At 70.8% G+C, this 24,562-nt stretch carries 25 protein-coding genes and 1 pseudogene; 11 read left to right on the forward strand and 15 right to left on the reverse strand.

Annotated elements, in window-relative coordinates; genetic code table 11:
* Window positions 1–20 precede the first annotated feature (20 nt).
* Entirely contained in the window at window positions 21–1,241 is a 1,221-nt protein-coding gene (locus BXA11_RS09735; protein ID WP_076434201.1) for an MFS transporter, read from the reverse strand.
* A gap of 409 nt (window positions 1,242–1,650) precedes the next feature.
* Entirely contained in the window at window positions 1,651–2,430 is a 780-nt protein-coding gene (locus BXA11_RS09740) for a DeoR/GlpR family DNA-binding transcription regulator (protein ID WP_076434202.1), read from the reverse strand.
* A 70-nt stretch (window positions 2,431–2,500) separates the two neighbouring features.
* On the opposite strand from BXA11_RS09740, the gene BXA11_RS09745 reads away from it, so the two are divergent.
* Window positions 2,501–3,508: a helix-turn-helix transcriptional regulator gene (locus BXA11_RS09745; RefSeq protein ID WP_076434203.1), complete on the forward strand. Its 1,008-nt coding sequence runs from the start codon at window positions 2,501–2,503 to the stop codon at window positions 3,506–3,508.
* Window positions 3,509–3,516: 8 nt separating this feature from the next.
* Here the strand turns inward: BXA11_RS09745 and BXA11_RS09750 are convergent, their stop codons facing one another.
* Window positions 3,517–4,446 carry an RNA polymerase sigma-70 factor gene (locus BXA11_RS09750; RefSeq protein ID WP_076434204.1) on the reverse strand — a complete coding sequence of 310 codons (930 nt, stop codon included), beginning with the start codon at window positions 4,444–4,446 and terminating at the stop codon, window positions 3,517–3,519.
* A 196-nt stretch (window positions 4,447–4,642) separates the two neighbouring features.
* Here BXA11_RS09750 and BXA11_RS09755 point away from each other — a divergent pair, with 196 nt between their 5' ends.
* Window positions 4,643–5,386 (forward strand): SDR family NAD(P)-dependent oxidoreductase, encoded by a 744-nt coding sequence (locus BXA11_RS09755; RefSeq protein WP_076434205.1) that lies wholly within the window; start codon window positions 4,643–4,645, stop codon window positions 5,384–5,386.
* Between the two features lie 42 nt (window positions 5,387–5,428).
* Here the strand turns inward: BXA11_RS09755 and helR are convergent, their stop codons facing one another.
* From helR to BXA11_RS09770, 3 genes are all read right to left on the reverse strand, one after another.
* Window positions 5,429–7,576, reverse strand: a complete 2,148-nt coding sequence (gene helR / locus BXA11_RS09760) for an RNA polymerase recycling motor ATPase HelR (protein WP_076434206.1) — start codon at window positions 7,574–7,576, stop codon at window positions 5,429–5,431.
* 344 nt (window positions 7,577–7,920) lie between these two features.
* Window positions 7,921–8,733, reverse strand: coding sequence for a class I SAM-dependent methyltransferase (locus BXA11_RS09765; protein ID WP_076434207.1), 813 nt, complete (start codon window positions 8,731–8,733; stop codon window positions 7,921–7,923).
* 9 nt (window positions 8,734–8,742) lie between these two features.
* Window positions 8,743–9,207 carry a GbsR/MarR family transcriptional regulator gene (locus BXA11_RS09770; protein ID WP_076434208.1) on the reverse strand — a complete coding sequence of 155 codons (465 nt, stop codon included), beginning with the start codon at window positions 9,205–9,207 and terminating at the stop codon, window positions 8,743–8,745.
* Between the two features lie 255 nt (window positions 9,208–9,462).
* On the opposite strand from BXA11_RS09770, the gene BXA11_RS09775 reads away from it, so the two are divergent.
* From BXA11_RS09775 to pdxR, 3 genes are all read left to right on the forward strand, one after another.
* Complete coding sequence (locus BXA11_RS09775; protein WP_076434209.1) at window positions 9,463–10,053, forward strand: LysE family translocator; 591 nt, start codon at window positions 9,463–9,465, stop codon at window positions 10,051–10,053.
* Window positions 10,050–10,793, forward strand: a complete 744-nt coding sequence (locus tag BXA11_RS09780; protein WP_076434210.1) for an alpha/beta fold hydrolase — start codon at window positions 10,050–10,052, stop codon at window positions 10,791–10,793. Before BXA11_RS09775 ends, BXA11_RS09780 begins: the two co-directional genes overlap by 4 nt.
* Before the next feature lie 144 nt (window positions 10,794–10,937).
* Complete coding sequence (gene pdxR / locus BXA11_RS09785) at window positions 10,938–12,413, forward strand: MocR-like pyridoxine biosynthesis transcription factor PdxR (protein ID WP_076434211.1); 1,476 nt, start codon at window positions 10,938–10,940, stop codon at window positions 12,411–12,413.
* A gap of 9 nt (window positions 12,414–12,422) precedes the next feature.
* On the opposite strand, the gene BXA11_RS09790 is transcribed toward pdxR, so the two are convergent.
* Window positions 12,423–13,778, reverse strand: coding sequence for an FAD-binding oxidoreductase (locus BXA11_RS09790; protein ID WP_076434212.1), 1,356 nt, complete (start codon window positions 13,776–13,778; stop codon window positions 12,423–12,425).
* A gap of 273 nt (window positions 13,779–14,051) precedes the next feature.
* On the opposite strand from BXA11_RS09790, the gene BXA11_RS09795 reads away from it, so the two are divergent.
* Window positions 14,052–14,879, forward strand: coding sequence for an SCO6745 family protein (locus BXA11_RS09795; RefSeq protein ID WP_204053925.1), 828 nt, complete (start codon window positions 14,052–14,054; stop codon window positions 14,877–14,879).
* 210 nt (window positions 14,880–15,089) lie between these two features.
* Here the strand turns inward: BXA11_RS09795 and BXA11_RS09800 are convergent, their stop codons facing one another.
* The 4 genes from BXA11_RS09800 to BXA11_RS09815 form a co-directional block, all read right to left on the reverse strand.
* Window positions 15,090–16,070 (reverse strand): aldo/keto reductase, encoded by a 981-nt coding sequence (locus BXA11_RS09800; RefSeq protein ID WP_076434213.1) that lies wholly within the window; start codon window positions 16,068–16,070, stop codon window positions 15,090–15,092.
* Entirely contained in the window at window positions 16,067–16,444 is a 378-nt protein-coding gene (locus tag BXA11_RS09805; protein ID WP_076434214.1) for a MerR family transcriptional regulator, read from the reverse strand. The genes BXA11_RS09800 and BXA11_RS09805 overlap by 4 nt, the downstream gene beginning before the upstream one ends.
* Window positions 16,445–16,504: 60 nt before the next feature.
* On the reverse strand, window positions 16,505–18,577 hold the full coding sequence (locus tag BXA11_RS45290; RefSeq protein WP_076434215.1) for a cellulose binding domain-containing protein: 2,073 nt from the start codon (window positions 18,575–18,577) through the stop codon (window positions 16,505–16,507).
* Between the two features lie 156 nt (window positions 18,578–18,733).
* Window positions 18,734–19,366: a TetR/AcrR family transcriptional regulator C-terminal domain-containing protein gene (locus tag BXA11_RS09815; RefSeq protein ID WP_076434216.1), complete on the reverse strand. Its 633-nt coding sequence runs from the start codon at window positions 19,364–19,366 to the stop codon at window positions 18,734–18,736.
* Between the two features lie 79 nt (window positions 19,367–19,445).
* Here BXA11_RS09815 and BXA11_RS09820 point away from each other — a divergent pair, with 79 nt between their 5' ends.
* Window positions 19,446–19,730, forward strand: a complete 285-nt coding sequence (locus tag BXA11_RS09820) for a hypothetical protein (protein ID WP_076434217.1) — start codon at window positions 19,446–19,448, stop codon at window positions 19,728–19,730.
* A 292-nt stretch (window positions 19,731–20,022) separates the two neighbouring features.
* Here the strand turns inward: BXA11_RS09820 and BXA11_RS45295 are convergent, their stop codons facing one another.
* The gene (locus BXA11_RS45295; protein WP_275409749.1) at window positions 20,023–20,151 is read right to left on the reverse strand and encodes a hypothetical protein; all 129 of its coding nucleotides are present in this window, start codon (window positions 20,149–20,151) and stop codon (window positions 20,023–20,025) included.
* Window positions 20,152–20,174: 23 nt separating this feature from the next.
* Here BXA11_RS45295 and BXA11_RS43870 point away from each other — a divergent pair.
* Together BXA11_RS43870 and BXA11_RS09830 are read left to right on the forward strand one after the other, a co-directional pair.
* Window positions 20,175–20,687, forward strand: a pseudogene (locus BXA11_RS43870) (zinc-binding dehydrogenase); the annotation flags it as partial.
* A 153-nt stretch (window positions 20,688–20,840) separates the two neighbouring features.
* Window positions 20,841–21,593, forward strand: coding sequence for a hypothetical protein (locus BXA11_RS09830; RefSeq protein ID WP_076434218.1), 753 nt, complete (start codon window positions 20,841–20,843; stop codon window positions 21,591–21,593).
* Between the two features lie 18 nt (window positions 21,594–21,611).
* Here the strand turns inward: BXA11_RS09830 and BXA11_RS09835 are convergent, their stop codons facing one another.
* Window positions 21,612–21,992, reverse strand: a complete 381-nt coding sequence (locus BXA11_RS09835; RefSeq protein WP_076434219.1) for an ester cyclase — start codon at window positions 21,990–21,992, stop codon at window positions 21,612–21,614.
* Window positions 21,993–22,071: 79 nt separating this feature from the next.
* On the opposite strand from BXA11_RS09835, the gene BXA11_RS09840 reads away from it, so the two are divergent.
* Together BXA11_RS09840 and BXA11_RS09845 are read left to right on the forward strand one after the other, a co-directional pair.
* On the forward strand, window positions 22,072–22,536 hold the full coding sequence (locus BXA11_RS09840; protein ID WP_143734170.1) for a MarR family winged helix-turn-helix transcriptional regulator: 465 nt from the start codon (window positions 22,072–22,074) through the stop codon (window positions 22,534–22,536).
* 56 nt (window positions 22,537–22,592) lie between these two features.
* On the forward strand, window positions 22,593–23,006 hold the full coding sequence (locus BXA11_RS09845; RefSeq protein WP_204053927.1) for a hypothetical protein: 414 nt from the start codon (window positions 22,593–22,595) through the stop codon (window positions 23,004–23,006).
* A gap of 143 nt (window positions 23,007–23,149) precedes the next feature.
* Here the strand turns inward: BXA11_RS09845 and BXA11_RS09850 are convergent, their stop codons facing one another.
* Window positions 23,150–23,773 (reverse strand): NADPH-dependent F420 reductase, encoded by a 624-nt coding sequence (locus tag BXA11_RS09850; RefSeq protein ID WP_076434221.1) that lies wholly within the window; start codon window positions 23,771–23,773, stop codon window positions 23,150–23,152.
* Window positions 23,774–23,806: 33 nt separating this feature from the next.
* Window positions 23,807–24,541 (reverse strand): SDR family NAD(P)-dependent oxidoreductase, encoded by a 735-nt coding sequence (locus BXA11_RS09855; RefSeq protein ID WP_076434222.1) that lies wholly within the window; start codon window positions 24,539–24,541, stop codon window positions 23,807–23,809.
* Window positions 24,542–24,562: the final 21 nt, after the last annotated feature.

A 24,562-nucleotide genomic window follows, 5' to 3' on the forward strand; every position in this document is an offset into this window, starting at 1 on the left:
GCGCCGACGCCGCGCACGCCTCAGTCGCGGGCGGGCTCCGCGTGGCGATCTGTCGCGAGGGCGGGACGGGGCGAGCGCAGCGCCGGAGCGGTGAGGGCCACGAACAGCGCGAGCACGGCGGGCACCAGCAGCGCGTGCGGAAGGGTGACGGCCTCGGCCAGGCCGCCGATGAGAACGGGACCGGCCAGGAAGCCGGTGTAGCCGAGGCTCGCCACGGCGGCGAGCGCACGGCCGGACTGGGCCGGGTCGCGGTGCCCGGCGGCCGAGAACACCTGCGGGATGATGCACGAAAGGCCCGCACCGAACAGCCCGAATCCGGCGACCCCGGCGACCGGCTCGTCGGCGAGGATCCCGGCCGCGAGACCTGCCCCGGCCAGCAGGCCGCAGCAGCGCACCAGGGTGACCTGCCCCAGCCAGGCGGCGAGGCGGTCCCCGGCGAACCGGCCCGCCGTCATCATGATCGAAAATGCGGCGTACGCCGCCGCGGCGAAGCCGGGGGAGGAGCCCAGGTTGTCGCGAAGGTAGACCGAGCCCCAGTCGGCCGCGGCGCCTTCGCCGATCATACAGCAGAACGCGAGGACGCCGAGGAGCAGCACGGTGCCGCCGACGCGCCGGCGTGCGGGTCGCGCCTCGGGGGAGCCCGCCTGCGCGGCCTCCCGCGCCGGGTCGTCGCGCGTCGCCCAGCGGGCGCTCAGCAGGGCGATGAGCAGGATCACCGCGCCCATCGCCGCGAAGGTGACGCCGGGGCTCGCCCCGGCGTGGGCGAACATGCCGCCGGCGGATGCCCCCACGAACCCTCCGACGCTGAACACCGCGTGAAAGGACGACATGATCGACTTTCCGGACGCCCGCTCCACCACCACGGCGTTGGCGTTCATCGCGACGTCGAGCGTGCCGCAGACCGCGCCGAACACGAACAGGGAGAGCGCGAGCGCCGGCAGGTTCGGCATGTAGGCGGGAAGCACGAGGACCAGGCCCTGGGCGAGGGCCACCGGCAGCATGGTCCGGTAGCTGCCGTAGCGGTCCACCAACCTGCCGACGACCTGCATGCCGGTGATGGCGCCGGCCGCGATGCCGAGCAGCCCCAGGCTGAGCGCGCCGTCGCTCAGCCGCAGGGCCGCCTTGATGGCGGGGATCCGGCTGGTCCACGTGCCCATGGCCATGCCGGACAGCAGGAACAGTCCGTAGACGGCCACGCGAGCGCGCAGAAGCGCCGGGCGGGCGGGGGCGGACAAGGCCATGTGGTGCTCCTCGGGGCGGCAGGGCGCACCTGCTGTGCGGGCAGGCTGTGCGAACGATCAATGGAGGTGTTCGCGCCTCCGACGCGGGAGGCGTCAGGCTCAGGGACGGCCCGGATCCGGGGCTCCAGGGGACTCGGGAGGGGAGGGCTGCTGGGTTGAGGGCGCTGAGGGTGGGTTCCCGCCTCGCGCACCCGCCGATCAGGCGCCGACCGAGGGCCGATCCGCGGCCCACCGGGGGCCGATGCGGGTGCGGGGCCGAGCCGGGCTGGGGCGGGGCGGGGCGGTAGGTCTCCGGATGCCGATGCGGGGCCGATGCGGGGCCGATGCGGGGCCGATGCGGGTGCGGCGCGGGTAGGCCTCCGGATGTCGGCATGCTGCGACGCCGGTTCCCGCCGAGCGGAGGCGATGCTCAGCCGACCGGAACGGAGGCGGGGACGGTGCGTACGGCGACGCCCGCGGCGGTGAGAGCGTCGTGCTGATCCCGAGGGATGTTCTCGTCGGTCACGACCACGTCGAGCCGGTCGAGTCCGCAGACGGCGCCGAACGCCGTACGGGTGAACTTACCCGAGTCGCACGCGACGACGACGCGGCGGGCCGAGGCGATCGCGGCCTGCTTGATGGCCACCTCGGGCAGGTCGTGCGCGGTCAGGCCGTGTTCGGCCGACAGGCCGCAGCAGCCGATCACCGCGGTGTCGAACCGAAGGGCCTTGATCGACGTTTCTGTGAGCGGCCCCACGAAGTTCATCTCTCCGTGCCGCACCTCCCCGCCGGGCAGGACGAGGCGGATGCGGGGCGCGCCCGCCAGCTCCTGCGCTGCCTGCAGTGCCAGCGGCAGGATGGTCAGGCGGCGCTCGCGCACGGCCCGGGCGACTTCGAGCGCGGTCGTGCCGCCGTCGAGCAGCACGGCCTCGCCGTCGGCCAGCAGCCCGGCGACCTCGGCGCCGATGCGGCGCTTGGCGTCGAGCGCCTCCCGCTCGCGTACGCCGAACGGCGGCTCCTCGCCACGCAACAGCAGGCTCAGGGCGCCGCCGCGGACGCGCCGCACCACCCCCTGCTGGGCGAGTTCGTCCAGGTCGCGCCGGATGGTCATCTCCGAGACGCCGTACGCCAGCGCCAGTTCGGCCACGGAGACGCTGTCGGACGTCCGCAGCGCGTTCATGATGGCCCGGATCCGGTCGGCACTTTCCATGCGTTCATTTGAACACAGCACATGTTCGAAAGCAAATAAATCTACTTTGTAAAGGTGGCAGACTGGGCGCATGCGCGCGAGCCGGTTGCTGTCCCTGCTGCTCCTGCTACAGACCCGCGGCAGGATGACCGCCACGGAAATCGCCGACGAGCTGGAGGTGTCGGTCCGCACCGTATACAGGGACGTCGAGGCCTTGTCGGCCGCCGGCGTGCCGGTCTACGCCGATCGCGGGCCGCTCGGCGGATATCGGCTGCTCGACGGCTACCGTACCCGCCTCAACGGACTGACCGTGGAGGAGGCGTCCTCCCTGTTCCTGGCCGGCCTGCCCGGCCCCGCCGCCGAGCTCGGGCTCGCCGACTTCGCCGCGGCGGCGGAGTTGAAGCTGCTGGCCGCGCTGCCGCCCGAGCCGCGCTCTCATGCCGCCAGGATGCGGGAGAGGTTCCACCTCGACGTGCCGGGCTGGTACCGCGGCGCCGACGAGGCGCCGTTCCTCACGGAGGTCGCGGAGGCGGTGTGGGAGGAGCGGGTGCTCCGCCTGCGCTACCGCCGGTGGGGGCCGACGGAGGTGGAACGGCTGCTGCATCCCTACGGGCTGGTGCTCAAGGGGGGTTCCTGGTATCTCGCCGCCGCCTGCTCGGGGACGGTGCGGACCTATCGGGTGGGCCGGATCATCGAGGCCGAGGTGCTCTCGGAGCGCTTCGAACGGCCGCAGGACTTCGACCTCGCCGAGTTCTGGCGCGAGTTCGCCGCGGAGTTCGCCTCACGCATGTACACGGCCGAGGCGGTGGTGCGGCTCGCGCCGGGCGCGGAGGACCTGTTCCGATTCACCGTCGGGCAGGACGTCGTCGACAAGGCGCTTGCTAACGGGTTGCCTGAGCCCGGCGGCTGGACCCGGCTGACGCTGCCGATCGAGTCCGTCACGCACGCCAGGTGGCTGTTCCTGCGCATGGGCGTGCTCGTCGAGGTGCTGGAGCCGGCCGAGCTGCGCGCGCTGATGGCCGAGGCCGTCGCGGACCTGTCCCGCCTGTACGGCACGGCGCCGGAGGACGACTCCGGCGCCGCCGCCCATGGTCCCTGAGGCGGAGCTCAGCGGCTCAGTGCGGTCTCGCGTTCGACATGCGTCAGCTTGGCGGGATTGCGGACGAAGTAGATCCCGGTGACGAGGCCGTCCTCGATCTGCATCGCCACGACGCCGTCGACCTCCCCGTCGATCCGCATGACGAGGCCCGGATGGCCGTTGACCTGCACCGGCTCGATCCAGACCTTGCCGCCGAACCTGTCCAGACCGGCCGCGAGGAGACGAGCCACCTTGCCGGCCCCCACGATGGGGTGGGCCAGGGCCTTCTTGATTCCGCCGCCGTCGCTCAGGAGGACGACGTCGGGGGCGAGGATGTCGAGCAGGCGTTGCAGATCGCCGGTCTCGACCGCCCGCTGGAAGGCGTCCAGCGCGTCACGGGTCTCGCTCCGGGAGACGACGTCGCGTGGGCGGCGGGCGGCGACGTGTGAGCGTGCGCGGTGGGCGATCTGGCGGACGGCCGCCTGGTTCTTGCCGACGGCTTCGGCGATCTCGTCGTAGTCGAGGTCGAACACCTCGCGCAGCACGAACACCGCCCGCTCGGTCGGCGACAGCGTCTCCAGCATCAGCAGCATCGCCATGGACACGCTCTCGGCGAGCTCGACGTCCTCGGCCACGTCCGGCGCGGTCAGCAACGGCTCGGGCAGCCACGGCCCGACGTACGACTCCTTGCGCCGCCCGAGCGCGCGCAGCCGCATCAGGGCCTGCCGGGTGACGATCCGCACCAGGTACGCACGCTGATCCCGCACCGTGCCGAGGTCGATCCCCGCCCAGCGCAGCCAGGTCTCCTGCAGCACGTCCTCGGCGTCGGCGGCAGAGCCGAGCATCTCGTAGGCCACGGTGAACAGAAGCTTGCGGTGGGCGACGAACGCCTCGGTGGCCGGGTCCACGGATATCCCATGGTCGAACGGCTCGGCCGCGCCCACCTGTCCCTCGCCCATCACCGGCTCCTGCCCGATCGCTCTCGACTGTGCCACACGCACAAGATGCCAATCCTCGGGGTTCTGTGACCGCGGTGGCAGGTGGCGTACGTCACACAACCGTGCTGTCACAGGCGGCGGGGCGACGGCATCTCGTGTTCGTCAGGACGCCGCGCGGACAATCCGGGCGGCATGCGACTCCACGGAGTGAGGACGAATGACGAACTCGGAGCAGACCTCGGTGCTGATCACCGGAGGCAACAAGGGACTCGGCCTCGAAGCGGCCCGCCGGCTCGGGACAGAGGGGTGGACGGTCTTCCTCGGTTCGCGCGACGAGAGCCGGGGACGGGCGGCCGCGGACAAGCTTGCCGCCGACGGCGTTCGTGTGGTCGTGGTCCCACTGGACGTGACCTCGGACGAGTCGGTGGCCGGCGCCGTACGGCTCGTCCGCGAGCACACCGACCGCCTGGACGTGCTGATCAACAACGCCGGCGCGCCGGGAAGGGTCACCCCACCCGCGGAGACGACGGTGGACGAGATCCACTCCGTCTACGACACCAACGTCTACGGGCCGATCAGGGTCACGAACGCGTTCCTTCCCCTGCTGCGGGCGGCGCACAATCCTCGGGTGGTGATGGTGTCCAGCGCCGCCGGATCCTTCGCGGTCGTGACCGATCCGGACCAGCCCGTCGCGAAGATGCACGAGCTCGCCTACACCTCGTCGAAGGCGGCACTGAACATGATCACCGTCCGGTACGCCCAGGCGCTTCCGCAGATCAAGTTCAACGCCACGACTCCCGGAGAAGTCGCGAATCACACGTTCGCCGCCACCGACATGAACAACCACACCGGTCAGCTGACGGTCACCGAGGGCACCGACTCGATCGTCGGACTCGCGATGATCGGCCCCGACGGGCCGACGGGAATCTTCACCGACCGCCTCGGCCCCGTCGGGTGGTGACATCGGTGACCGCCTTCTCCGGCTAGGGATGGACGGCCGGCGTCAGGAGCTGGTGAGGATGACGAGTCGCTGGGTCGCCCTGGTCATGGCGACATAGCGGTCGACCGCTCCTTCGATCCCTTCGCCGAACCTCTCCGGGTCGATGAGGACGACCAGGTCGAACTCGAGCCCCTTCGACAGCTCGGGGGTCAGCGACCGGACGCGGGGGGTCTCCTCGAACGAGGGGTCGCCGATGACGCAGGCGGTCCCCTCGGCGTGCTCGGCGAGCCAGGTGTCGAGGATCGCGCTCAGATCCGGAACGGAGCCGTGCACGACGGGGACGCCGCCGCTGCGGATGGAGGCCGGCACGTTGGCGTCCGGGAGCACCGCCCGGATGACCGGCTCGGCCTCCGCCATGACCTCTTCCGGCGTCCGGTAGTTGATGCTCAGGGAGGCCAGGGTGACCCGGTCGAGCCCGATCCGCTTGAGCCGTTCGTGCCACGACTCGGTGAACCCGTGCCTCGCCTGGGCACGGTCCCCGACGATGGTGAAGCTGCGGGACGGGCAGCGCAGCAGCAGCATCTGCCACTCCGCGTCGGTGAGCTCCTGCGCCTCGTCGACGATGATGTGCGCGAACGGGCCGGCGAGCCGGTCCGGGTCGGCGGCGGGCAGCGCGGTGTCGTCGACCAGGGCCCGCTGCAGGTCCTGTCCGCGCAGCATCGACATCACGAGCATCTCGGAGTCGTCGGCCTCGATCAGGTCCTCGACGACTCGGTCCATGTCCTCGCGCCGGGCCGCGACGGCGGCGTCACGGCGACGCCTGCGCCGGGACGCCTCCGGGTCGCCGAGCCGCTGCCGCGCCGCGTCCAGGAGCGGCAGGTCGGACACCGTCCAGGCCTGGGCGTCCGCGCGCTGCAGCTTCCGCACCTCGTCGGGGCTGAGCCAGGGTGCGCACATCCGCAGGTAGGCGGGCACCGACCACAGGTCTCCGACGAGGTCGTCCGGCTCGATCAGCGGCCACGCGCGGTTGAAGGTCGTGAGCAGTTCCCTGTCGCGCAGCAGCGACTTGCGGACCAGCTCGGCCGGCGCGTCGCCGTCGTACTTGTCCACCAGGATGGTGAGCAGTTCATCCCAGATCTGGTCGCGCGCCTCGTTGTGGGGAGTGCCCGGGTCCGGTGCGTCGAACGCCTCGGCCCAGTCGTCGGCGCTCAGCGAGATGTCGGACCAGGGGGTCGTGACCGTCATCGGCGCGGCGGGCGGGTTCTCGTAGAACCTGACGGCCGGTTCGATGGCCTTCACCAGGTCCGCGGACGACTTCAGGCGGGCCACGTCCGGGTCCTTCTCGACGGTCGCGGCCGCACCCTGCGGGACGAGGTCCCGCAGGGTGCAGGTCTGCACGCCCTCCTCTCCGAGGCTGGGCAGGACGTCGGCGACGTACGCCAGGTAGGGCTGGTGCGGGCCCACGAACAGCACGCCGCCCCGGCGGTGACCGAGGCGAGGGTCGGAGTAGAGGAGGTAGGCGGAGCGGTGCAGGGCGACGACGGTCTTCCCCGTGCCCGGACCTCCGTCGACGACGAGAGCGCCCTCGGATCCCGCGCGGATGACGGCGTCCTGGTCGGCCTGGATGGTGCCGAGCACGTCGCGCATCCGCGGCGACCGGCTGCCGCCCAGGCTGGCGATGAACGCGGACTGGTCGTCGAGCGCGGCGTGCCCGTCGAAGCCGTCCGGGGTGAACACCTCGTCCCAGTAGTCGCTGATGCGGCCGCGGGTCCAGCGATACCTGCGGCGGCTGGCCAGACCCATCGGGTTGGCGTGGGTGGCGCCGAAGAACGGCTCGGCCGCGGGGGAGCGCCAGTCGAGCAGCAGTCGGCGACCGGCGCTGTCGGTGAGGCCGAGCCGTCCGATGTACACGGGCTCGGGATCGTCCTCGCCGACCATGTGTCCGAGGCACAGGTCGAGGCCGAAGCGGCGCAGGACGCGCAGGCGGGCGGTCAGCCGATGGACCTCCAGGTCCCGGTCCAGCGCCTGCCGGCCTGCGCCGCTGGGCGCCCTCAGCTCGGCGTCGAGGCGACCGGCCAGGTCGGCGATCGACTGTTCGAGGCTTTCGGCGATGGCCGCGAAGTGCCGCTCGTCGGCGGCGATCAACTTCGGATCGGCCTTGTGGGAGAGGCGGTCGGGAAGGTCGAACGCGCTGGTGGGCAGCGGGTTCACGTCATCAGCTCCGATCTGGGTCGCTTGCGACCGTTTCACACATCAAGGCGCCCCGAACCGGCGTGACGAAGTCCCCGCGCGGCCCATGCGTCGACGGCAACGCGCGCACGTCGCGTCCCCCGTTGTCCGCAGGCGCTGCTTCCGGCGGACGATTGTGCGGCACGACGGGGGTCTTGCCGCAAGCCCCCCTGGGCGCTATACGTTGAAAGTGGAAAGGAGCGGACAGTCTCCTTTTCGTCTCCTCGTATCGGCGGTCGGCCTGCCGGGCCGGTCACCGCCATACCTCCTGGACCCGTCCTCGGCCTCTGGGGCCGCTCGTCGGGCGGGCGCGACTCGCGATGGGCTCAGAACCGGTAGCGGAGAATGCGTGCCCCTTGCCGGGACAAGGCCGTGCTGCGGGCGGTGAGACGGGTCAGCGCGCGTAGGGGCTGCGGGAACCGGGCGATTTCCGGTGCGCGGGTGAGGAACTGCTCCTCGACCAGTTCGAGGCCGGCGCGCCAGGACTCGGGTTCGTGCGGGTCGTCGAAGCCCTGGGCGGCTTTGATGCCGAGTGCCTTGATGGTCGGGTGATACTTCATGGCCCAGGCGGCGAAGCGGGTGTAGCCGTTGAGCGCGAGCTCGCCCGAAGGGAAGTGACCGGCCAGCGCGCGGGTCAGCGCCTGGAAGGAGTCGCCGGGCATGAAGGGGAACAGCCCTTCCGCGACGATCATCGCCGGCCGGTCGCCGGGGATCGCGCTGAGCCAGCCGGAGCCAGTGAGGTCGGCTCCGACCAGGTGGGAACGGCAGGGCAGCCATTCGGCCCGCAGGTGCACCACTTCAGGGAAATCGATGTCGTACCAGTCGACGCCGGGCGGGGGATCACAGCGGAACACTCTCGGGTCCAGGCCGCAGCCCAGGTCGAGCACCACGCATCCGGGATGAGCGGCGACGTAGGCGCGGACGACGTCGTCGAGCATCTTGGCGCGCAGTGCCGTGGTGACGACGAGGTTGGGCTTGACCTTCAGCTTGCCGAAGTCGTAATCGATGGTGCCGGCCAGGTCGGCTGAGAGCGTGTCGCCGAGGATCGGGCTGGGCCGCCCGGAGTCCAGGGCCCTGGCGTGGAGAGTGAGCAGCAGCGTTTCCTGGACCAGCCCGAGTTCGGGTTGCCGGAGGTGCATGGGGGTTCCTTAACGGCGTAGCGGATGGCGGGCCGCGAGGTTCTGCAGCCACGTCAGGGAGTCGTGGGCGGCCTTGATGCGCTCGGTGCGGTGCCCCTCGCGCCCCTCGCCGCCCACGATGTCGAGCCCTTCGTCGGCGATCTCGCCGAACGCGCTCAGGCTTTCGAGCTTGCGCTGGATGACCTTCTGCCAGGCGTCGTCTTCGATGCGGTAGTAGGAGATGCGATCACCGGGCCTTCTCACCTTCTTGACCAGGCCGATGGCCGTGAGGAAGCGCATGTTCGAGGTGAGCGAGGCTCTGCTGGCCTGGATGACCTCCGCGATCTGGCCGGCGGACTGCTCGGCCGGATCGCAGATCATGAGCCAGCCGAGGACGCGTCCGGTGATGGGCGGCAGCCCCCACTCCTCGACGCAGAAGGCCGCCACCCGCTCCACCCAGCGAAGCAGCCGGTCCTGCTGTTCCTCAGTGCTCATCACCGCGTCCTCCGTTCTTGATCGTGTGCCGGTTCACTGTGTCATGGCGGCCACCGGCTCGTAGGCGGGCGTCGGGTGGTGATTGCTCGCTAGTCATTTCAACTCTGACTGAAATATATAGCAATGTCGATCCGAAGGCTGCGCAAGGCAGAGGCCGAGCAACGGCCGGGAAAGCGGTTGCGGCGCTCGGGCGCCCGCCGGGACGATGACCGCGTGATTTGGATCGCTTTTGTCGGTTCGTGTTTCCTGCTCGCGATGATCCCGGGTGTCAGCACCGCGGTGATCCTGAGACAGACGCTCAGGGCCGGGCGCTCGTCCGGTGTGGCGGCTCTCCTCGGCAACGAGACGGGCATCCTCCTGTGGGCGATGGCCGCCGTGTTCGGGCTGTCCGCGCTGGTCCTGGCCTCGGAGGTCGCCTACGGCGCGATGAAGGCGGTGGGCGCGGCGCTGCTGATCGTGATGGGCGTGCAGTCGTTGTGGAAGGCCAGGCGCGCGCCTGCGGCGCTCGACCCGCCCGTGCCGTACGGCGGGGGAGAGGTGCGCGGCGGATGGCGCCGCTCGTACGGTCTGGGGCTCGCCACCTGCGGCGCCAACCCGAAGGCCGCTGTTTTCGCGATGTCGTTCCTGCCGCAGTTCGTGCCCCAGGGCGCCCATGTGCCGTTGACGCTGACCATGCTCGCGGTGATCTGGGTGGTCGTGGACGTCATCTGGTACGTCGGGGTGATCTGGCTGATCGGCCGAGTCGGTGCCGTGCTCGGCCGGCCCGCGGTCCGCCGCCGCCTGGAACAGGTGTCGGGGACGGTCCTGGTCGCCCTCGGCGTCCGCGTCGCATTGGAGGCCCGATGACCGTCTGGCACGAGGAACGGGGCTCCGGCGAGCCCGTCGTCCTGCTGCACTCCGGCGTCGCCGACTCGGGCATGTGGGATCCCCAGTGGGAGCCGCTGGGCGAGCGGTTCCGCGTCATCCGGCTCGACTTCCGGGGGCACGGGCGCACACCGTGCGTCGCCGAGGGGCCCTACTCGGACGCCGGTGACGTCGCGGACCTGCTCGCGGCGCTCGGGCTGCGCCGGGTCGGGCTCGTCGGATCGTCGTACGGCGGGCGGGTGGCGCTGGAGCTCGCGACCGGGCATCCCGATCTCGTCTCGCGGCTCGTGCTGCTGAACGCCGGCTGCGGCCTGCCGCCGACTCCCGACCTCGAAGCCTTCGGGGCGGAGGAGGACCGGCTGATCGAGGCCGGCGACGTCGGGGGAGCGGTGGACCTCAACGTGCGCACATGGCTGGGTCCCGAGGCGGACGAGCCGGTCAGAGCGCGGGTGGCGGCGATGCAGCGGCACGCCTTCGAGGTGCAGCTGGCGGCCGACCCCGAGATCGAGCGGCGCAGGGACCCGATCGACCTGACGGTCATCACGGCGCCCACGCTCGTGGTCACCGGTGGGCAGGACCTGCCGTACTTCCGGGAGAGCGGGCGGCACATCGCGGAGGAGCTGCCGGACGCGACGCTGCTCGAACTCGACTGGGCCGGTCACCTGCCGAGCCTGGAGCGCCCCGCCGAGGTCACCCGACTGCTGAACGAGTTCCTGTCCTGATCTACTTTGTAAAGGCGCTCGGTCGGTGGAACAACCGAGCCCCCGCGCGGCGCCCCGCCGTGCGCACGTGACGACAAATCCGCAGGGGAAACCTGAGATGACCAGGAGCCTGTACGCGGCACACGCCCGGTAAGGTCCGATCCTGTGGGGCGATCGAGGACCAACTCCGGGCTGGCCGAGGACCTGCTCATCGAGCTGGACCGGGACGCCGGGGTGCCGCTGCACCGGCAGATCGAGGCGTCCATCCGCGCGAGCATCCGGGCCGGTCGGTTGCGAGCGGGTGCGTCGCTGCCCCCCACCCGCACCCTCGCGGCCGGGCTCGGGGTTTCCCGCGGGGTGGTCGTGGAGGCCTACCAGCAGCTCGTGGCCGAGGGCTACCTCGCCAGCCGATCGGGCGGTTACACCCAGGTCGCCGCGACGATGCCGCAGACGGTCGCCGGCGCGGGCTCCGCGGCTTCGACGGCGACCTCAATGGCGGCTTCGACGGCCGGTTCGACGGCGCAGCAGGCCGCCCGTAGCGTCGGCTTCAGGATCGACTTCGGGTACGGGCGCACCGACGTGTCGCAGTTCCCGCGGGCCGCCTGGCTGCGCTCGGTTCGCACCGTGCTCACCACCACACCCAACGACCGGTTCGCCTACCTCGACGGGCGCGGCGTGCCGGAACTGCGTCAGGCCCTGTGCGACTACCTCAACCGGGTGCGCGGCACGCTGGCCGTCCCCGGCAACGTGGTCGTCTGCAACGGCTACGGGCAGGGCGTCGCGTTGCTGATCCAGGTGCTCGCGCGGCGCGGGGCCAGGCGGATCGCCCTGGAGGACCCGTCGTCCCGCGACGATGCCCGGGTGCTGGCCGCAGCCGCGGGACTGGACGTGGTCGGCATCCCGGTGGGTCCGGACGGCGTTCGGGTCGACGCCCTCGACCTGGCCGACGCCGACGCGCTGGTCCTCACGCCGTCGCACCAGTGGCCGACTGGCGGGGTGCTGTCGGCGACGGCCAGGGCCGAGGTGATCCGCTGGGCGAGGCGCCGCGGCGCGATCGTGATCGAGGACGACTATGACGCGGAGTACCGTTACGACCGGTCTCCGGTGGGCGCCATGCAGGGCCTGGCGCCCGAGCACGTCGTCTACTGCGGCACGGCCAGCAAGACGCTCGCGCCGGGGTTGCGGCTCGGCTGGATGGTGGTGCCTCCCCAGCTGGTCGCCGACGTCGCCGCGGCGAAGCTGCTCGCCGACCGCGGTTCGTCGGTCATCGACCAGCTGACGTTCGCCGACTTCCTCACCCGCGGCGAGTTCGACCGTCACCTGCGCCGGATGCGTCCGGTGTACCGGCGCCGCCGTGACGCGCTGCTGGACGCGCTGCGCACTCATCTGCCGGATCTGCGGCCGGCCGGGATCGCCGCCGGGCAGCACGTGGTCGCCTGGCTCCCGCCCGACCTCGACGAGGCGGCGGTGGTGGCGGCCGCCGCCCGGCACGGGCTCGGCATCCAGGGCGTCGGGCCGTTCCGGATCGCCGGCGCCGGGCCCGGTGGCCTGATCTTCGGCTACGCCATCCTCAGCGAGAGCGCCATCGCCGAGGGGGTCGCGCTGCTGGCGACGGCCATCCGTGAGGTGCGGGGCTCCTGACGCGGCCCGTCACTGCGCCGGACGGATGTTCTGGTTCAGGTGGAACACGTTCGCCGGGTCGTAGGCGGTCTTCAGCGCGGTCAGCCGGGCCAGCTTCGGCGCCGAGTACGCCCGCCGCACGCCGCGCCGCCCGTCGGCCAGCTCGTCGGCCGTCAACGAGTTGACGTAGATTCCGCTGGCGTACGGCTCGAGCGAGGCGCCGGCGGCGCGGGCGGCACCCATCCTGGCGTCGTCCTCAGCCGGGTCGGTCCAGCGAGCGCCGGCACCGAACTCGAACATCGTGCCGCGGTGGCTGAACGCCGCGTCCGCATCCGGGACATCGGCGATCGCGCCGCCGTGCGCCTGCAGGCCGACGTTCGGCAGCTCCGGACTGGCGCTCAGGTCGGGGCGGCCGCGCAGCAAGAAGGCCTCGATCGCCGCGGTGGGGAAGCTCCGCAGGTAGTGCCCGTTGGAATAGCGGCGGTAGGCGTGGCCGCCGGTGGAGTCGTCGCGTCGCTGTAGTTCGAGGTAGGACGGTGTGGTGACGCGGGAGGCGAGCGGGCGTCCGAGCGCGGCCATCGCGGGGAGCAGCCGGCGGCCCTCGGCCGGGTCGCCGACCCACACGAACCCCAGCGTGGCGATCGGGCCGGAGGGAGCGCCGGCGACGCCGGCGGTGAACGTCGCCTGCCGGGGCGCGACGGTGTTCAGGTCGCGCCAGCCCTCGATGACCGGGACGGCGTCCTCAGCGCGGAAGTCGAACTCGGCGACCAGCGTCCGCGTGCCGGTGTGATGCAACCGGAACTCGAAGTCGGTGACGATGCCGAAGTTGCCACCGCCGCCGCGCAGGCCCCAGAACAGATCGGGGTTCTCGGTGCGGCTGGCGGTGACCACGTCGCCCTCGGCGGTGACCACCGTGTAGGAGACGACGTTGTCGCAGGCCAGGCCGTACTGGCGGGCCAGCCAGCCCATGCCGCCGCCGAGCGTGAGCCCGCCGACGCCGGTGTGTGAGACGTTGCCGGCGGTGGTGGCCAGGCCGTACGCCTGGGACGCCCGGTCCAGCGCGCCGAGCAGCGCGCCGCCCTGCACCCGGGCCAGGCGACGGGCCGGGTCGATCCGCACGCCGCCCATGGGCGTCAGGTCGATCATGAGTCCGCCGTCGGGGACGGCGAAGCCGGCGGCGTTGTGGCCGCCGCAGCGGACGCCGATCTCGAGGTCCAGCTCGCGGGCCGTCCGCACGGCGGAGACCACGTCGGCGACGCTCGCCGCGCGGACGATCATTCGTGGGCGCCGGTCGATCATGGCGTTCCAGACCGTGCGGGCGGTGTCGTAGCCGGCGTCGCCAGGCCTGAGCACCTGGCCGTCGAAACGCGTTGTCGTCGTCGTCATGCCCCTCAGCCTGGCAGGAATCGGTACGGTCGATAAGGTCCGATCCTGCGGGCCGATTGAGGACCAATTTGCGGCGACCGGGCGGCGATCCAGTCCGGACGACCCCCCGGCGCTGCCCGGCGGAATCGACCGGAGTTTTTCGGCCGGAGTTTTTCGGCCGGAGTTGTCGTATCCGGGCCACGCTGTTCGTAGCCAAGGTGAGCGGTCGCCACGAGGGCACCGTCACGATCAGCTGGCACGATCAGCTGTCACGACCAAGGGAGATGCCGGCCGATGCTGCTGCACCCGCGGGCCAAGGTCCACCGCATGTTCGAACTCGTCGAGCCGATCGCCACCGTCACCTTCTCCGAGGTGGTGAACGAGGCGTTCCTGGCCCTCGGCATGCGCAACTACTGGGACGGATACTTCGCGGGCCGGGCCGCGCCGCTGGGGACGGCACCGGCCGAGGTGGTGCACGCGGTCTTCTACAACTTCGCCCCCGGCGAGGTGGCGCGCCACATCCCATGGGTGTGGGGGAAGACCAGCCCGGAGGAGGCCATCGCCGTGCGCGAGCGGGCCAGCGCAGCCGCGCTGCGGCAGATGATGGGGGAGCACGCGGACCTTCCCGGTCTGGTGCGGATCGCCGACCTCGCCACCCGGGCAGCGGTCAGCGCGCCGATCGAGGGCCGAGCCCTGTACGCCGGGCTGCGGGCGCTGGCGGTGCCCGGGGAGCCGGTGGCCAGGCTGTGGCACGCGGCGACGCTGCTGCGGGAGCACCGCGGGGACGGCCACAACGCGGCCCTTGTCGCCCACGGCATCGGTGGCACCGAGGCCCATGTCCTGCTCGCTCTCTCCCTCGGCATGAAGCCGGAGGAGTTCGGCCGGATCCACCACCTGCCCACGGCGCAGCTGGCCGCCGTCGTCGATGGGCTGCGGAGCCGCGGCCTCGTGGACGCCGCCGGCGGGTTCACCGACGCCGGCCGCACGACCAAGGAGCGGATCGAGGCGCTCACCGACGAGCTGGCGGCCCCGGCGTACGGCGTGCTCAGTGCGGACGAGCTCGACGAGCTGATCGCGGGGCTCGAGCCGATCGCCGCCGCGGTGCAGGCCCTCGACGGCTGAGCGGACGCATCGGGCGAGGGCGACGACCCCCGGCCCGGTCACCTGCCGAGCCTGGAGTGTGAGGTCACCCGTCTGCTGAGTGAGTTCCTCTCCTGATCTACAATGTAAAGGCGCCCGGTCAGTGGAGATCAAGATCAACTCAGAAACCCCTGCCTACGACAGAGGAGCCCGGCACGAGGTCCGTGCCGGGCTCCGGTGCCAGGTTGGTGGTCAGTGGTTGACGGTGCTCATTCCGGCCGGGTTGTATCGGTCGCCGGCGACCTGACCGGCGAGGGAGTCGAGCGCGTCGAGGTGCTCCGGCTCGAACGTGATGTCCAGGGCCGCGACGTTCTCCTCCAGCCGGGTGACCCGCCTGGTGCCGGGAATCGGCACGACGTCGTCCCCGCCCCTGGTCAGCACCCAGGCGAGGGCCGCCTGGGCCGGGGTCGCGCCGAGCGTGGCGGCGATCTCGCCGACCTTGGCCGCCAGGGCCTGGTTCGCGGCGAAGTTGTCGCCCTGCCAGCGGGGGTTGTGATGACGGAAGTCGTCGCCGGCCAGCTCGCCGGTGTCCGCGATCGCACCGGTCAGCAGGCCTCGCCCGAGGGGGCTGTAGGCCACCAGGCCGATGCCGAGCTCCCGGAGCGTGGGCAGCAGTTCGTTCTCGATGTCCCGGGTGAACAGGGAGTACTCGTACTGTCCCGCGGTGATGGGGTGGACGGCGTGCGCGCGGCGGACGGTGGCGGGCGCGGCCTCGGAGATGCCGAGGTGGCGGACCTTCCCGGCCTCGACCAGCTCCTTCATGGCGCCCCAGGTCTCCTCGATGGGGACGTCGGGGTCGACGCGGTGCTGGTAGTACAGGTCGATGTGGTCGATCCCGAGCCGTTCCAGCGAGGCGTCGCAGCAGCGGCGCACGTAGTCGGGGCGGCCGTTGACGCCCCTGCGGGTGCCGTCGGGCAGGCGCTCGATGCCGAACTTGGTCGCCAGCACCACCTGGTCGCGCCGGTCGGCGACGGCCTTGCCGACGAGCCTCTCGTTGGTGAACGGCCCGTACGCGTCGGAGGTGTCGAGGAGGGTGATCCCCAGATCGAGCGCGCGGTGAATGGTGCGGATCGATTCGGACTCGTCGCCCGGACCGTAGAAGTCGCTCATCCCCATGCAGCCCAGGCCGAGCGCCGAGGTGCGCAGGCCCTGGCCGAGCGTGTGCTGCTTCATTCTTCTCCCCTGATTCTGCGGCTGTAGAGATCGATCTTGTAGTCGACGATCTCGAGATCGCTTCGGAGCTGCTCGATCTTGGCGATCATGTCGGCCCGGTGGGCCTCGAGCAGCTCCTTGCGGGCCACGTAGCTGTCCCGGCCCCTGCGGGCGAGTTCGGCGTACCGGCGCATGGCGGCGATGGGCATGCCGCTCGCCCGCAGGCGGGTGAGCAGCGCGATCCAGTCGGCGTCCCGCTCGGTGTAGCGCCGGTGGCCGTTGTCGCCGCGTGGCGGCGGCTCCAGCATGAGTCCGGTGCGCTCGTAGTAGCGCAGCGTGTGAGCGGTGAGGCCGGTACGCTGCGCTACCTGCGCGATGGTCATGCCCTCGTCCATGGGGACCAGTCTGGGAGTTGGAGCGCGCTCTAAGTCAAATCCGCGATCATGGCACGCGGCTCATTGTGCGGTGCAGAGGGCGCCGTTCAGGGTGAAGGCGGTCGGCAGCACGTTGGGGCCGCTGTAGGCGCCGACGAAGCCGATGGAGGTGGCGGCGCCGGGGGCGAGCTTGCCGTTGTCCGGGGTGCTGGTGACGTTCACCGAGGTTCCGTTCTGCGTCCAGTTGGCGCTCCATCCGCTGCTGACGGTCTGCCATCCGGTGGGCCAGGTGAAGTGGAGCGTCCAGCCGTCGACGGCGGCCGTCCCGGTGTTGGTGATGTCCACGGTGGCGACGAACCCGTTGCCCCAGTCGCTGGTGTCCGTCAGGCGTACCGAGCAGGAGCTCTTGTCGGGGGTGCCGGTGGTGAAGGTGAGTGGCGCGGAGGCCCAGGAGACGCGGCCGGCGGTGTCGCGGGCGACGACGTTGACCGTGTAGCGGGTGCCGGGGACGAGGTTGTGGACCGTGAAGGAGGTGCCGGAGGTCTCGCCGAGCTGTTCGGTGACGGCGCCGTTCTGGCGGTGGATCTCATATTTGGCGACGGGGCTCGCGCCGGGCGCGGCGGCGGGCCAGGAGATCGTCGCGGTCTTGTCGGTGACGCCGCTCGCGGTGGGCTGTCCGGGGGCCGCGGGGGAGCCGGTGGTGGCGGTGGCCGGGTGCAGCACCAGCGTGGTCAGCGAGTACGGCGGGAGGGTCTGGGTGGTGGCGGTGCCGGCGTGGCCGGTGCTGACGGAGGTGGCGCCGTTGGTGAGGGTCTGCACGGTGGGCGCTCCGGCGGCGGGGGTGAACCCGGCGTAGTCGATCTCCACCTGGTGTTCGCCGTCCGGGTCGCGGTTGATCAGCAGGACGGCGAGGTCGCCGTTGGGGCGGCGGGCGGCGTGCGCGACGACCAGCGGCTCGTCGGTGGCGGCGCGGACGAACCGGTCGCCGGGGCGGGCGAACGCGCTGACCATGGTGAGCGCGTGGTAGGGGGCGAAGGGCGTGTTGAGCGGGGGTTCGCAGGTGTCGCCCGAGCATGTGCCGCTGGACAGCATGCCGAAGTCGCCGTAGTCGGTGTGGCCGGCGACGGTGCTGATGGTGCCGGCGCCGTTGTGGACGTTCCACCAGTCGACGGTGAACACGCCCTGTTCCATGAAGCCGGCGTAGGCGTCGGCGGCGAACAGCGCGCCGGGCTGGGTGTTCGGCGCGATCCCGCTGTTGATCTCGGTGACCGCGATGCCGATGTCGCCGGCGCGGGCGCCGGCGTGCTTGGCGATCTGCTTGCGGACCAGGTAGATCATGTCGGGGATGTGGGCGGTCTTGGTGAGGACGTCGGCCACATTGTTGTACGGGGGATACCAGTGCAGGATGACGAAGTCGATCTTCGAGGCGGCGATCGACAGGACGGTGTCGTTCCAGGTGGCCTGGTCGCCCTCGGCGACGATGCCGTCGGGCCAGTTGGCGGGGGTGGTGAGAACCGCGCCGATCTTGATGGTGGGGTCGACGGCCTTCATGGCGTCGGAGTACTGCACGAGGTTTCTGGCGTACTCGGCGGGGCTCTTGTCGGCGTGGTCGTCGGCTTCCCAGTCGGCGCCGTAGTGGCCGTTGCCGTAGTTCTCGTTGCCGATCTCCCAGTACTTCACGCCGTACTTCTTGGTGACGTTGGCGTACTCGACCCAGTCAGCGGCCTCCTGGGCGGTGCCGGTGCCGTAGTTGGCGATGACGATCGGCTGGGCGCCGGTGCGCTTGGCTCCGCTGACGAAGGTGTCGAAGTCGGTGCCGGGGGCGACGTAGCCGCCGGGGGCGGTGTGGGTCTTCCAGTGGTAGATGTCGGCGTACGACCCGCCCGGGTAGCGCAGCATCTTCACGCCGGCGGCCTTGAGGAGGTCGGCGGTCTCGTTCGTGCCGAGGTTGCCGTCCCAGATCGCGTGGTTGGTGCCGACGGCGGTGTCGGACGCGGCGGCCAGGCCCGCGCGGGTGTTGACGGTGACGTTGACGGGCGCAGTGTCGAGCGCGGTGTCGGCGGTCGCGGCGGGTACGCCGGTGAGGACCTGGGCGGCGACCGCTGCGCCCGTGAGGAGTGCGATGGCCGGCCTGGCGATGCGCAGGGTGCTCATTACGTCCCTTTTCTGGAGGATCTTGCCCGTGCGATCGTGATCAGGACGTACTGAAACGGTCAAGCGGAAGACCCCTGGTGGGGGCTTGAGCTGCGGCGCAGTTAGGCGGGTCGTGCAACTTTCACGCACGATGCCGCAGCGTGCCGGGATGGGCGGTCAGGACGCGGGGCCGGGCTGCGCCGCAGGACCATGGATGATCTGTTCCAGGCAATCGCGGAACAGATCGTCGACGGTGCGGCCAGGCTGGAAGTACTCGGTCACGCCGGCCATCACGGTGGGGTACGCCGCGGCGTAGGCGGCCATGTCGAAGCCGTCGAGGGCGTCCGCGTCGGGGCGGCCGGCCTGTTCCTCCAGGACGTAGCCGACGGTGAAGCGCAGCACCGTCAAGACGATCAGGCGAGCCTGTCGCAGGGCGATGCCCCGTCCGACGAGTGTGCTCATCGCCAGCTCGGAGATGGCGGCCATCGTGAGGGACAGCTGGGAGACCGCGATGATGCGGGCCCCGTCCGGGTGGGCCAGCAGCGCTTGGCGCAGCCGCCCGGCCAGGCCGATCAGCCATTCGTGCCAGCGCTCCTCCGGCGCGGGTGGCTCCAGCTCGGGGAACTGCTGCTCGAGAATCGCCTCGGCGATCGCGGTGACCAGCGCGGCTTTGTTCGGGAAGTGCCAGTAGAGGGTCGGCGACTGTACGCCGAGCCGGGCGGCCAGTTTGCGCGTGGTCACGCCGTCGAGACCTTCCGCGTCCAGTAGCGCGACCGCCTCGGTGACGATCCGCTGCTTGTCCAGAGCCAATTCCGGCACCTCCCTTGCGCACTCTAGCAGTGATAGGTTTCTCTATCAGTGATAGAGAAACGCGTGCCAGGAGGCAACGATGAGACATCGGCACTCGCTCCGCGACCTGCTGCACCGGGCGACCCACCGCATTCCGGGGGTTCCCGCGCACGCCGAGCAGCCGGCCGGGCACTCGGCCGAGCATCAGGGCCAGGCCCGCCACGCTCAGGGGTGGCAGCACTCGCTCACGCACCACCGTGCGAATCGCCGTCCGGACCACCGCTCGCTCCATCACTGGTTGAATCACTCTCCGGCCCGTCCGCCTCGCGTGCTGGCCGCGTGGCAGACGCGGATCGCCCGCTTGTTCGGGCAGGAGCTGGGATGAAAGCGGCGGTGCTCCACGAAGCCGGCGGCATCCCGCGCTATGAGGACTTCCCCGATCCGGTGGCCGCCGACGGCGAGGTGATCATCGACGTCAAGGCGGTCGCCGTCGAAAACGTCGATAAGGCGATCGCGGCAGGCACGCACTATGCCGGCGAGAAGTACATCGGCCGGTTTCCGGTGATCCCTGCCTTCGACGGCGTCGGCGCTCTCCCGGACGGCACGCTCGTCGGGTTCGGCGGAATCCGCCCGCCCTACGGCGCGCTCGCCGAGAAGACCGTGGTGCCCCAGGGCTCCTACGTGCCGATCCCCGAGGGCGTCGACCCGGCCGTGGCGAGCGTGATGGCCTCGGCCGTCACCGCGATGTCGATGAAAGCGGCCGCGGGGTTCGTCCCCGGGGAGACGGTGCTGGTGCAGGGCGCCACCGGGGGTCGCCGGGCGGCTCGCGGTCAAGGTGGCCCGGCTGCTGGGCGCCGGCCGGATCGTCGCCACCGGCCGCGACGACGACCAGTTGCGCGAGGTGCAGGCCCTCGGGGCCGGCACGGTGATCAACACCGCGGTCTCCGACGAGGCGCTGGCGCAGGCCTACCTCGACGCCAGGGGGGACGGCTACGACATCGTCCTCGACTACCTGTGGGGCAGGCCCAGCGAGATCCTGCTGCGCGCGCTGGTGCCGCGGTCGTTCGCGTTCGGCAAGCCGACCCGCGTGGTCCAGATCGGCGAGTCGGCCGGCGCCGGACTCACCCTCGCCGCGTCGAGCCTGCGTACGTCCGGCGTGGAGATCTACGGCGCGGCCAAGGGGCTCGACCCGCGGACCATGGACGAGGTGTACCAGCGGATCGTGGCATGGACGCGGTCCGGCGAGCTCACCTTCGACGTGGAAAGGGTCCCGTTGAGCGACATCGAGACCGCCTGGCGGCGAACCGACCTCAAAGGCAGGCGACTCGTCGTGATGCCGTGACCGGCCCCCGTCCACGTACACATCAGTGGTGATCAACAGGGCCATGAACCCTTTGGGCCGGTGGCGCGTCCCTCAGGTATGAAGAGATCGCGTTTGGCCGTCGTCGCGGTGCTCATGTCGTTGTGCGCCTGCGGCCAGTCTGGTGCTGATCCGATGTCCACTGTGGCGGGGACCGAGACGATCGTGTTGCCGCGGGCCGATCAGCCCGAAGTGCACCGGCCCACCCTGGAGCGGCTCAAGCGAGAGGCGGCGTCGTCGGGCCGGCCCCTGGAGGAGGTGGTCAAGCGGTACGCGGCCCGGGTGGCCGCCACCTCGTCGCCCAGGCGGACGGACTTCGAGGGGTACGACCCTGCGGTGACCGACCCGGACGTGATGATCGACGGCATTCCCTACGCCGAGCTGGTCGACCTCGGGACCGTCGCCAGATCGGAGGGCATCTCCTATGAGGAGGCCATCGACCGCTTCGGCTCGCAGTCGTCCAACAGCCGGGTGATCGACCAGCTCAATGCGGAGTTCCCCGACGAGATCTCCGGCGTCGGATACGTCGACGAGCAGCGGGGGCTGCGCGTCGGCTTCAAGGGTTCCATCCCGCCTCGCGCGATCGAGCTGGCCAGGACTCTCCCCTTGGAGGTCACTCTGATCGGCGGCAAGGGATTCTCGGCCGCGGAGCTCCGCCGGGCCCAGGACACGGTCGTCTCCTGGCTCAGGTCCCGACCCGAGGTGGCCACGATGACGGCGCACCCGGACGACGAGACCGGCCGCGTCAAGGTCGTCGTCCAGCCGAAGGTGATGCCGGACGATCTGGAGGAGTTCACGCGTGGGCTTCAGCTCCCGCAGCCGGACAATCCGTACATCACCGTCGAGGTCACGCTCTCCGCCGAATCGATCGCCGTAGTGCCGGGGTGACGGCTGGCGCCGCAGGCGTCATGCGGCGCGCGGGAGCGAGCTGGAGTCGATGACCGGCCAGATCTCGGCCACCTTGCCGTCCTCCAGCCGGAAGACGACGCAGGCGCGCACTTCCAGCGGGCGGCCGGTGGCGGGGAAGCCGAAGAAGTCGCCCTCGTGCGTGCCGCGCAAGGTCCACCTGATGGCTACTCGATCGCCTTCCGCGATCAGGTCTTCGATGTCGAAGCGCAGGTCGGGGATCGCGTTGCGGAGGTAGCGGGCGGTCTGCTTCAGCGCCTCGGGGCCGCGGACGGAGCCGCCGCGGGGCGCGAACTCCGGGCCGACGATCTCGTCGGCAACGTCGAGGTCGCCGACATTGAGCACCTCGTCATAGAAGCGCTTGACCACGTCTTTGATCACAACACCCTCCCGGGTACTCTAACAACTAGAGAGCCATATCTCTAGTTTAGCTAGATACTTGGAAGGCTAAGGAGTAAGTGTGGTTGTGTCAAGGCGCGCCGACCTCATGGCCCGGCTGCTCGACGCACTGCGCCGGAATGGCGCGTGGTCGGTCTCCATGAGCCAGGCCGCGGCCGAACGGATCGGCGTGAACACGACCGACCTGCACTGCCTCAACCTGCTCAGCGATGGCCCGATGACGGCCGGCGAGATGGCCAGGCGCGCGGGCATCACGACCGCGTCCGTCACCGGGGTGATCGACCGGCTGGAAGCGGCCGGCTACGTACGGCGCGAACGCGACGACTCCGACCGCCGCAAGGTCACGGTCACGCTCCAGGTGCAGCGGGCGGCGCAGGACGTCGCACCGGTGTTCCGGCCGTTCGTCCAGGCATGGCGGGGTGCCATGGACGACTACACGGACGAGCAGTTGGAGCTGATCGCCACCTTCCTGAGCCGGACGCAGGAGGTCTTCCAGTCCGAGGTCGCACGCATGCGCGCCGAATAGGAGCCCGCGCGAGTGCGGCAGCGACGCGGGCGGTCGCGGGGTCGGGTTCGAGTCCCGTGACGGTCGCGCCTCCGCCGGACTCGCAGGCCCCGGCGCGCTCGAAGACGGCCGTTGACCGGCTGATCGCCCGCCGCGACGTCCACTTTCGGGAGAAGACGCTGTGGCGAATGTTGTACGAGACCGTCGCACGATCGGAGGACACCGGCTTGGTCCGGCTGTCGTACGGGCAGGCCCGCGCCCTCCTCGACGCGCACACAGCCGTCGGCGGCGTGCCGGGCGCGGGCTGGGACCTGCACGAATGCCGGCACGCCAGCCTGACCCACCTCGGCGAGGCCGGGGCCGGCCTTGCGATGCTCATGGCGAAGTCCCGGCACAAGAGGCCGGAGAACGTACGGAAGTACCTCCACCCGTCGGCGGAGTCGATCGCCGAGGTCACCAGCCTGCTCGCGCCGGGAGACAGCCGACGCTGAGGGCCTGGAACAGCCCGGGACAGGACCGGAGGGATGTCCCAGCAGGCTCGACATCACCAGGAGGTAGGCCTGCCTCGCATGGCCTGGGCGCCGCTTACTGTCAGTCGCCGTGATGCGGCGGCGGGCACCCGTCAGCCGTTTGCTCAGACGGGAAGTTCGGTGATGCTGAGGGCGAAGTCCACGTTCCCCACCCCGTGGTTGGCGAGGCCCACCGTGACCACGCCCGCTCCTTCCAGCCAGTGCGCCATTTTCAGGCCGCCGACGTCCAGCGGGCGCAGCCCGAGGCTCTCGATGAACGCTTCCACGCTTGCCTTGGCCTCCGCATCATCGCCGGCGATGAAGACGTCGGGCCGCCCCTTCTCCAGGACATGGCGGAAGACGGTGTTGAACGCCTTCACCACGCGGGCGCCGGCCGGGGCCACCTTGGCGACTTCCTGCGCGATCGAGGTCTCCTCGCCGTGCGCCAGCCCGTCGAACGTGGAATTGAAGGGATTGCTGATGTCGACGATGACCTTGCCCGCGAGAGCGTCTCCGTAGTGGGCGACGGCCGGCACGACGCCGTTGTACAACAGGGCCACGATGACGAGGTCCCCGGCCGGGGTGGTGCCCCATTCTCCGGTCGTGGCGCCGTCGCCGAGAGCCTTGGCCAGGCCGGCGGCCTTGGACTGATCGCGGCCCATGATCTCGACGGTGTTGCCGCCCGCCATCGCCCGCGCGCCGATGGTGCGGGCCATGTTCCCGGTGCCGATGATGCTGATTTTGCTCATGAGATGTCCTGCCGTGGGTGTGGGTTGCTTGGTTCAGATGGCGGTGGTGCCGCCGTCGGCGACGAGTTCCATGCCGTTGACGTAGCTGGAGTCGTCGGAGGCGAGGAAGAGGGCGGCGGTGGCGATTTCCTCGGGCCGGCCCATCTGGCCACGGGGGATGAGGGACTCGAACTGGCGCTTGGTGGCCTCGTCGAAGAGTTCTTCCTGCTTGGCGGTGGCGACCTGACCGGGGGTCAGGACGTTGACGCGGATGCGGCGGTCCTTGAGCTCGTTGAGCCAGACGCGGGCCCAGGCCTGCTGGACGGCCTTGCTGCCGGCGTAGACGCTCCAGCCGGGGAAGCCGCCGAGGGAGGCGTTGGAGCCGGTCATGAGGATGGAGCCGCCGTCGTTGAAGAGCGGGAGGGCCTTCTGGACGGTGAACAGGGTGCCTCGGGCGTTGAGCCCGAACCAGGTGTCGAACTGGGCCTCGGTGATCTCGCCGAGCGGGGCGGGCTCGCCGCCGCCTGCGCTGGCCCACAGCACGTCGAGGCTGCCCTTCTCCCGCTTGACGGTGTCGTACAGGCGGTCCAGGTCGTCCAGGTCGGCGGCGTCGCCCTGGACGCCGGTGACGTTGCGGCCGATCTGCTTCACGGCCTCGTCCAGGGCGTCCTGGCGGCGGCCGGTGATGAAGACGTGCGCTCCCTCGTCGACGAACAGCTTCGCGCCGGCCAGCGCCATGCCGGTGGTGGCGCCAGTGATGACCGCGACCTTGCCGTCGAGCTTTCCCATAGTCGCTCCCTTGGGTCGGTG

The organism is Microbispora rosea, from assembly GCF_900156315.1.
GTDB lineage: Bacteria > Actinomycetota > Actinomycetes > Streptosporangiales > Streptosporangiaceae > Microbispora > Microbispora rosea.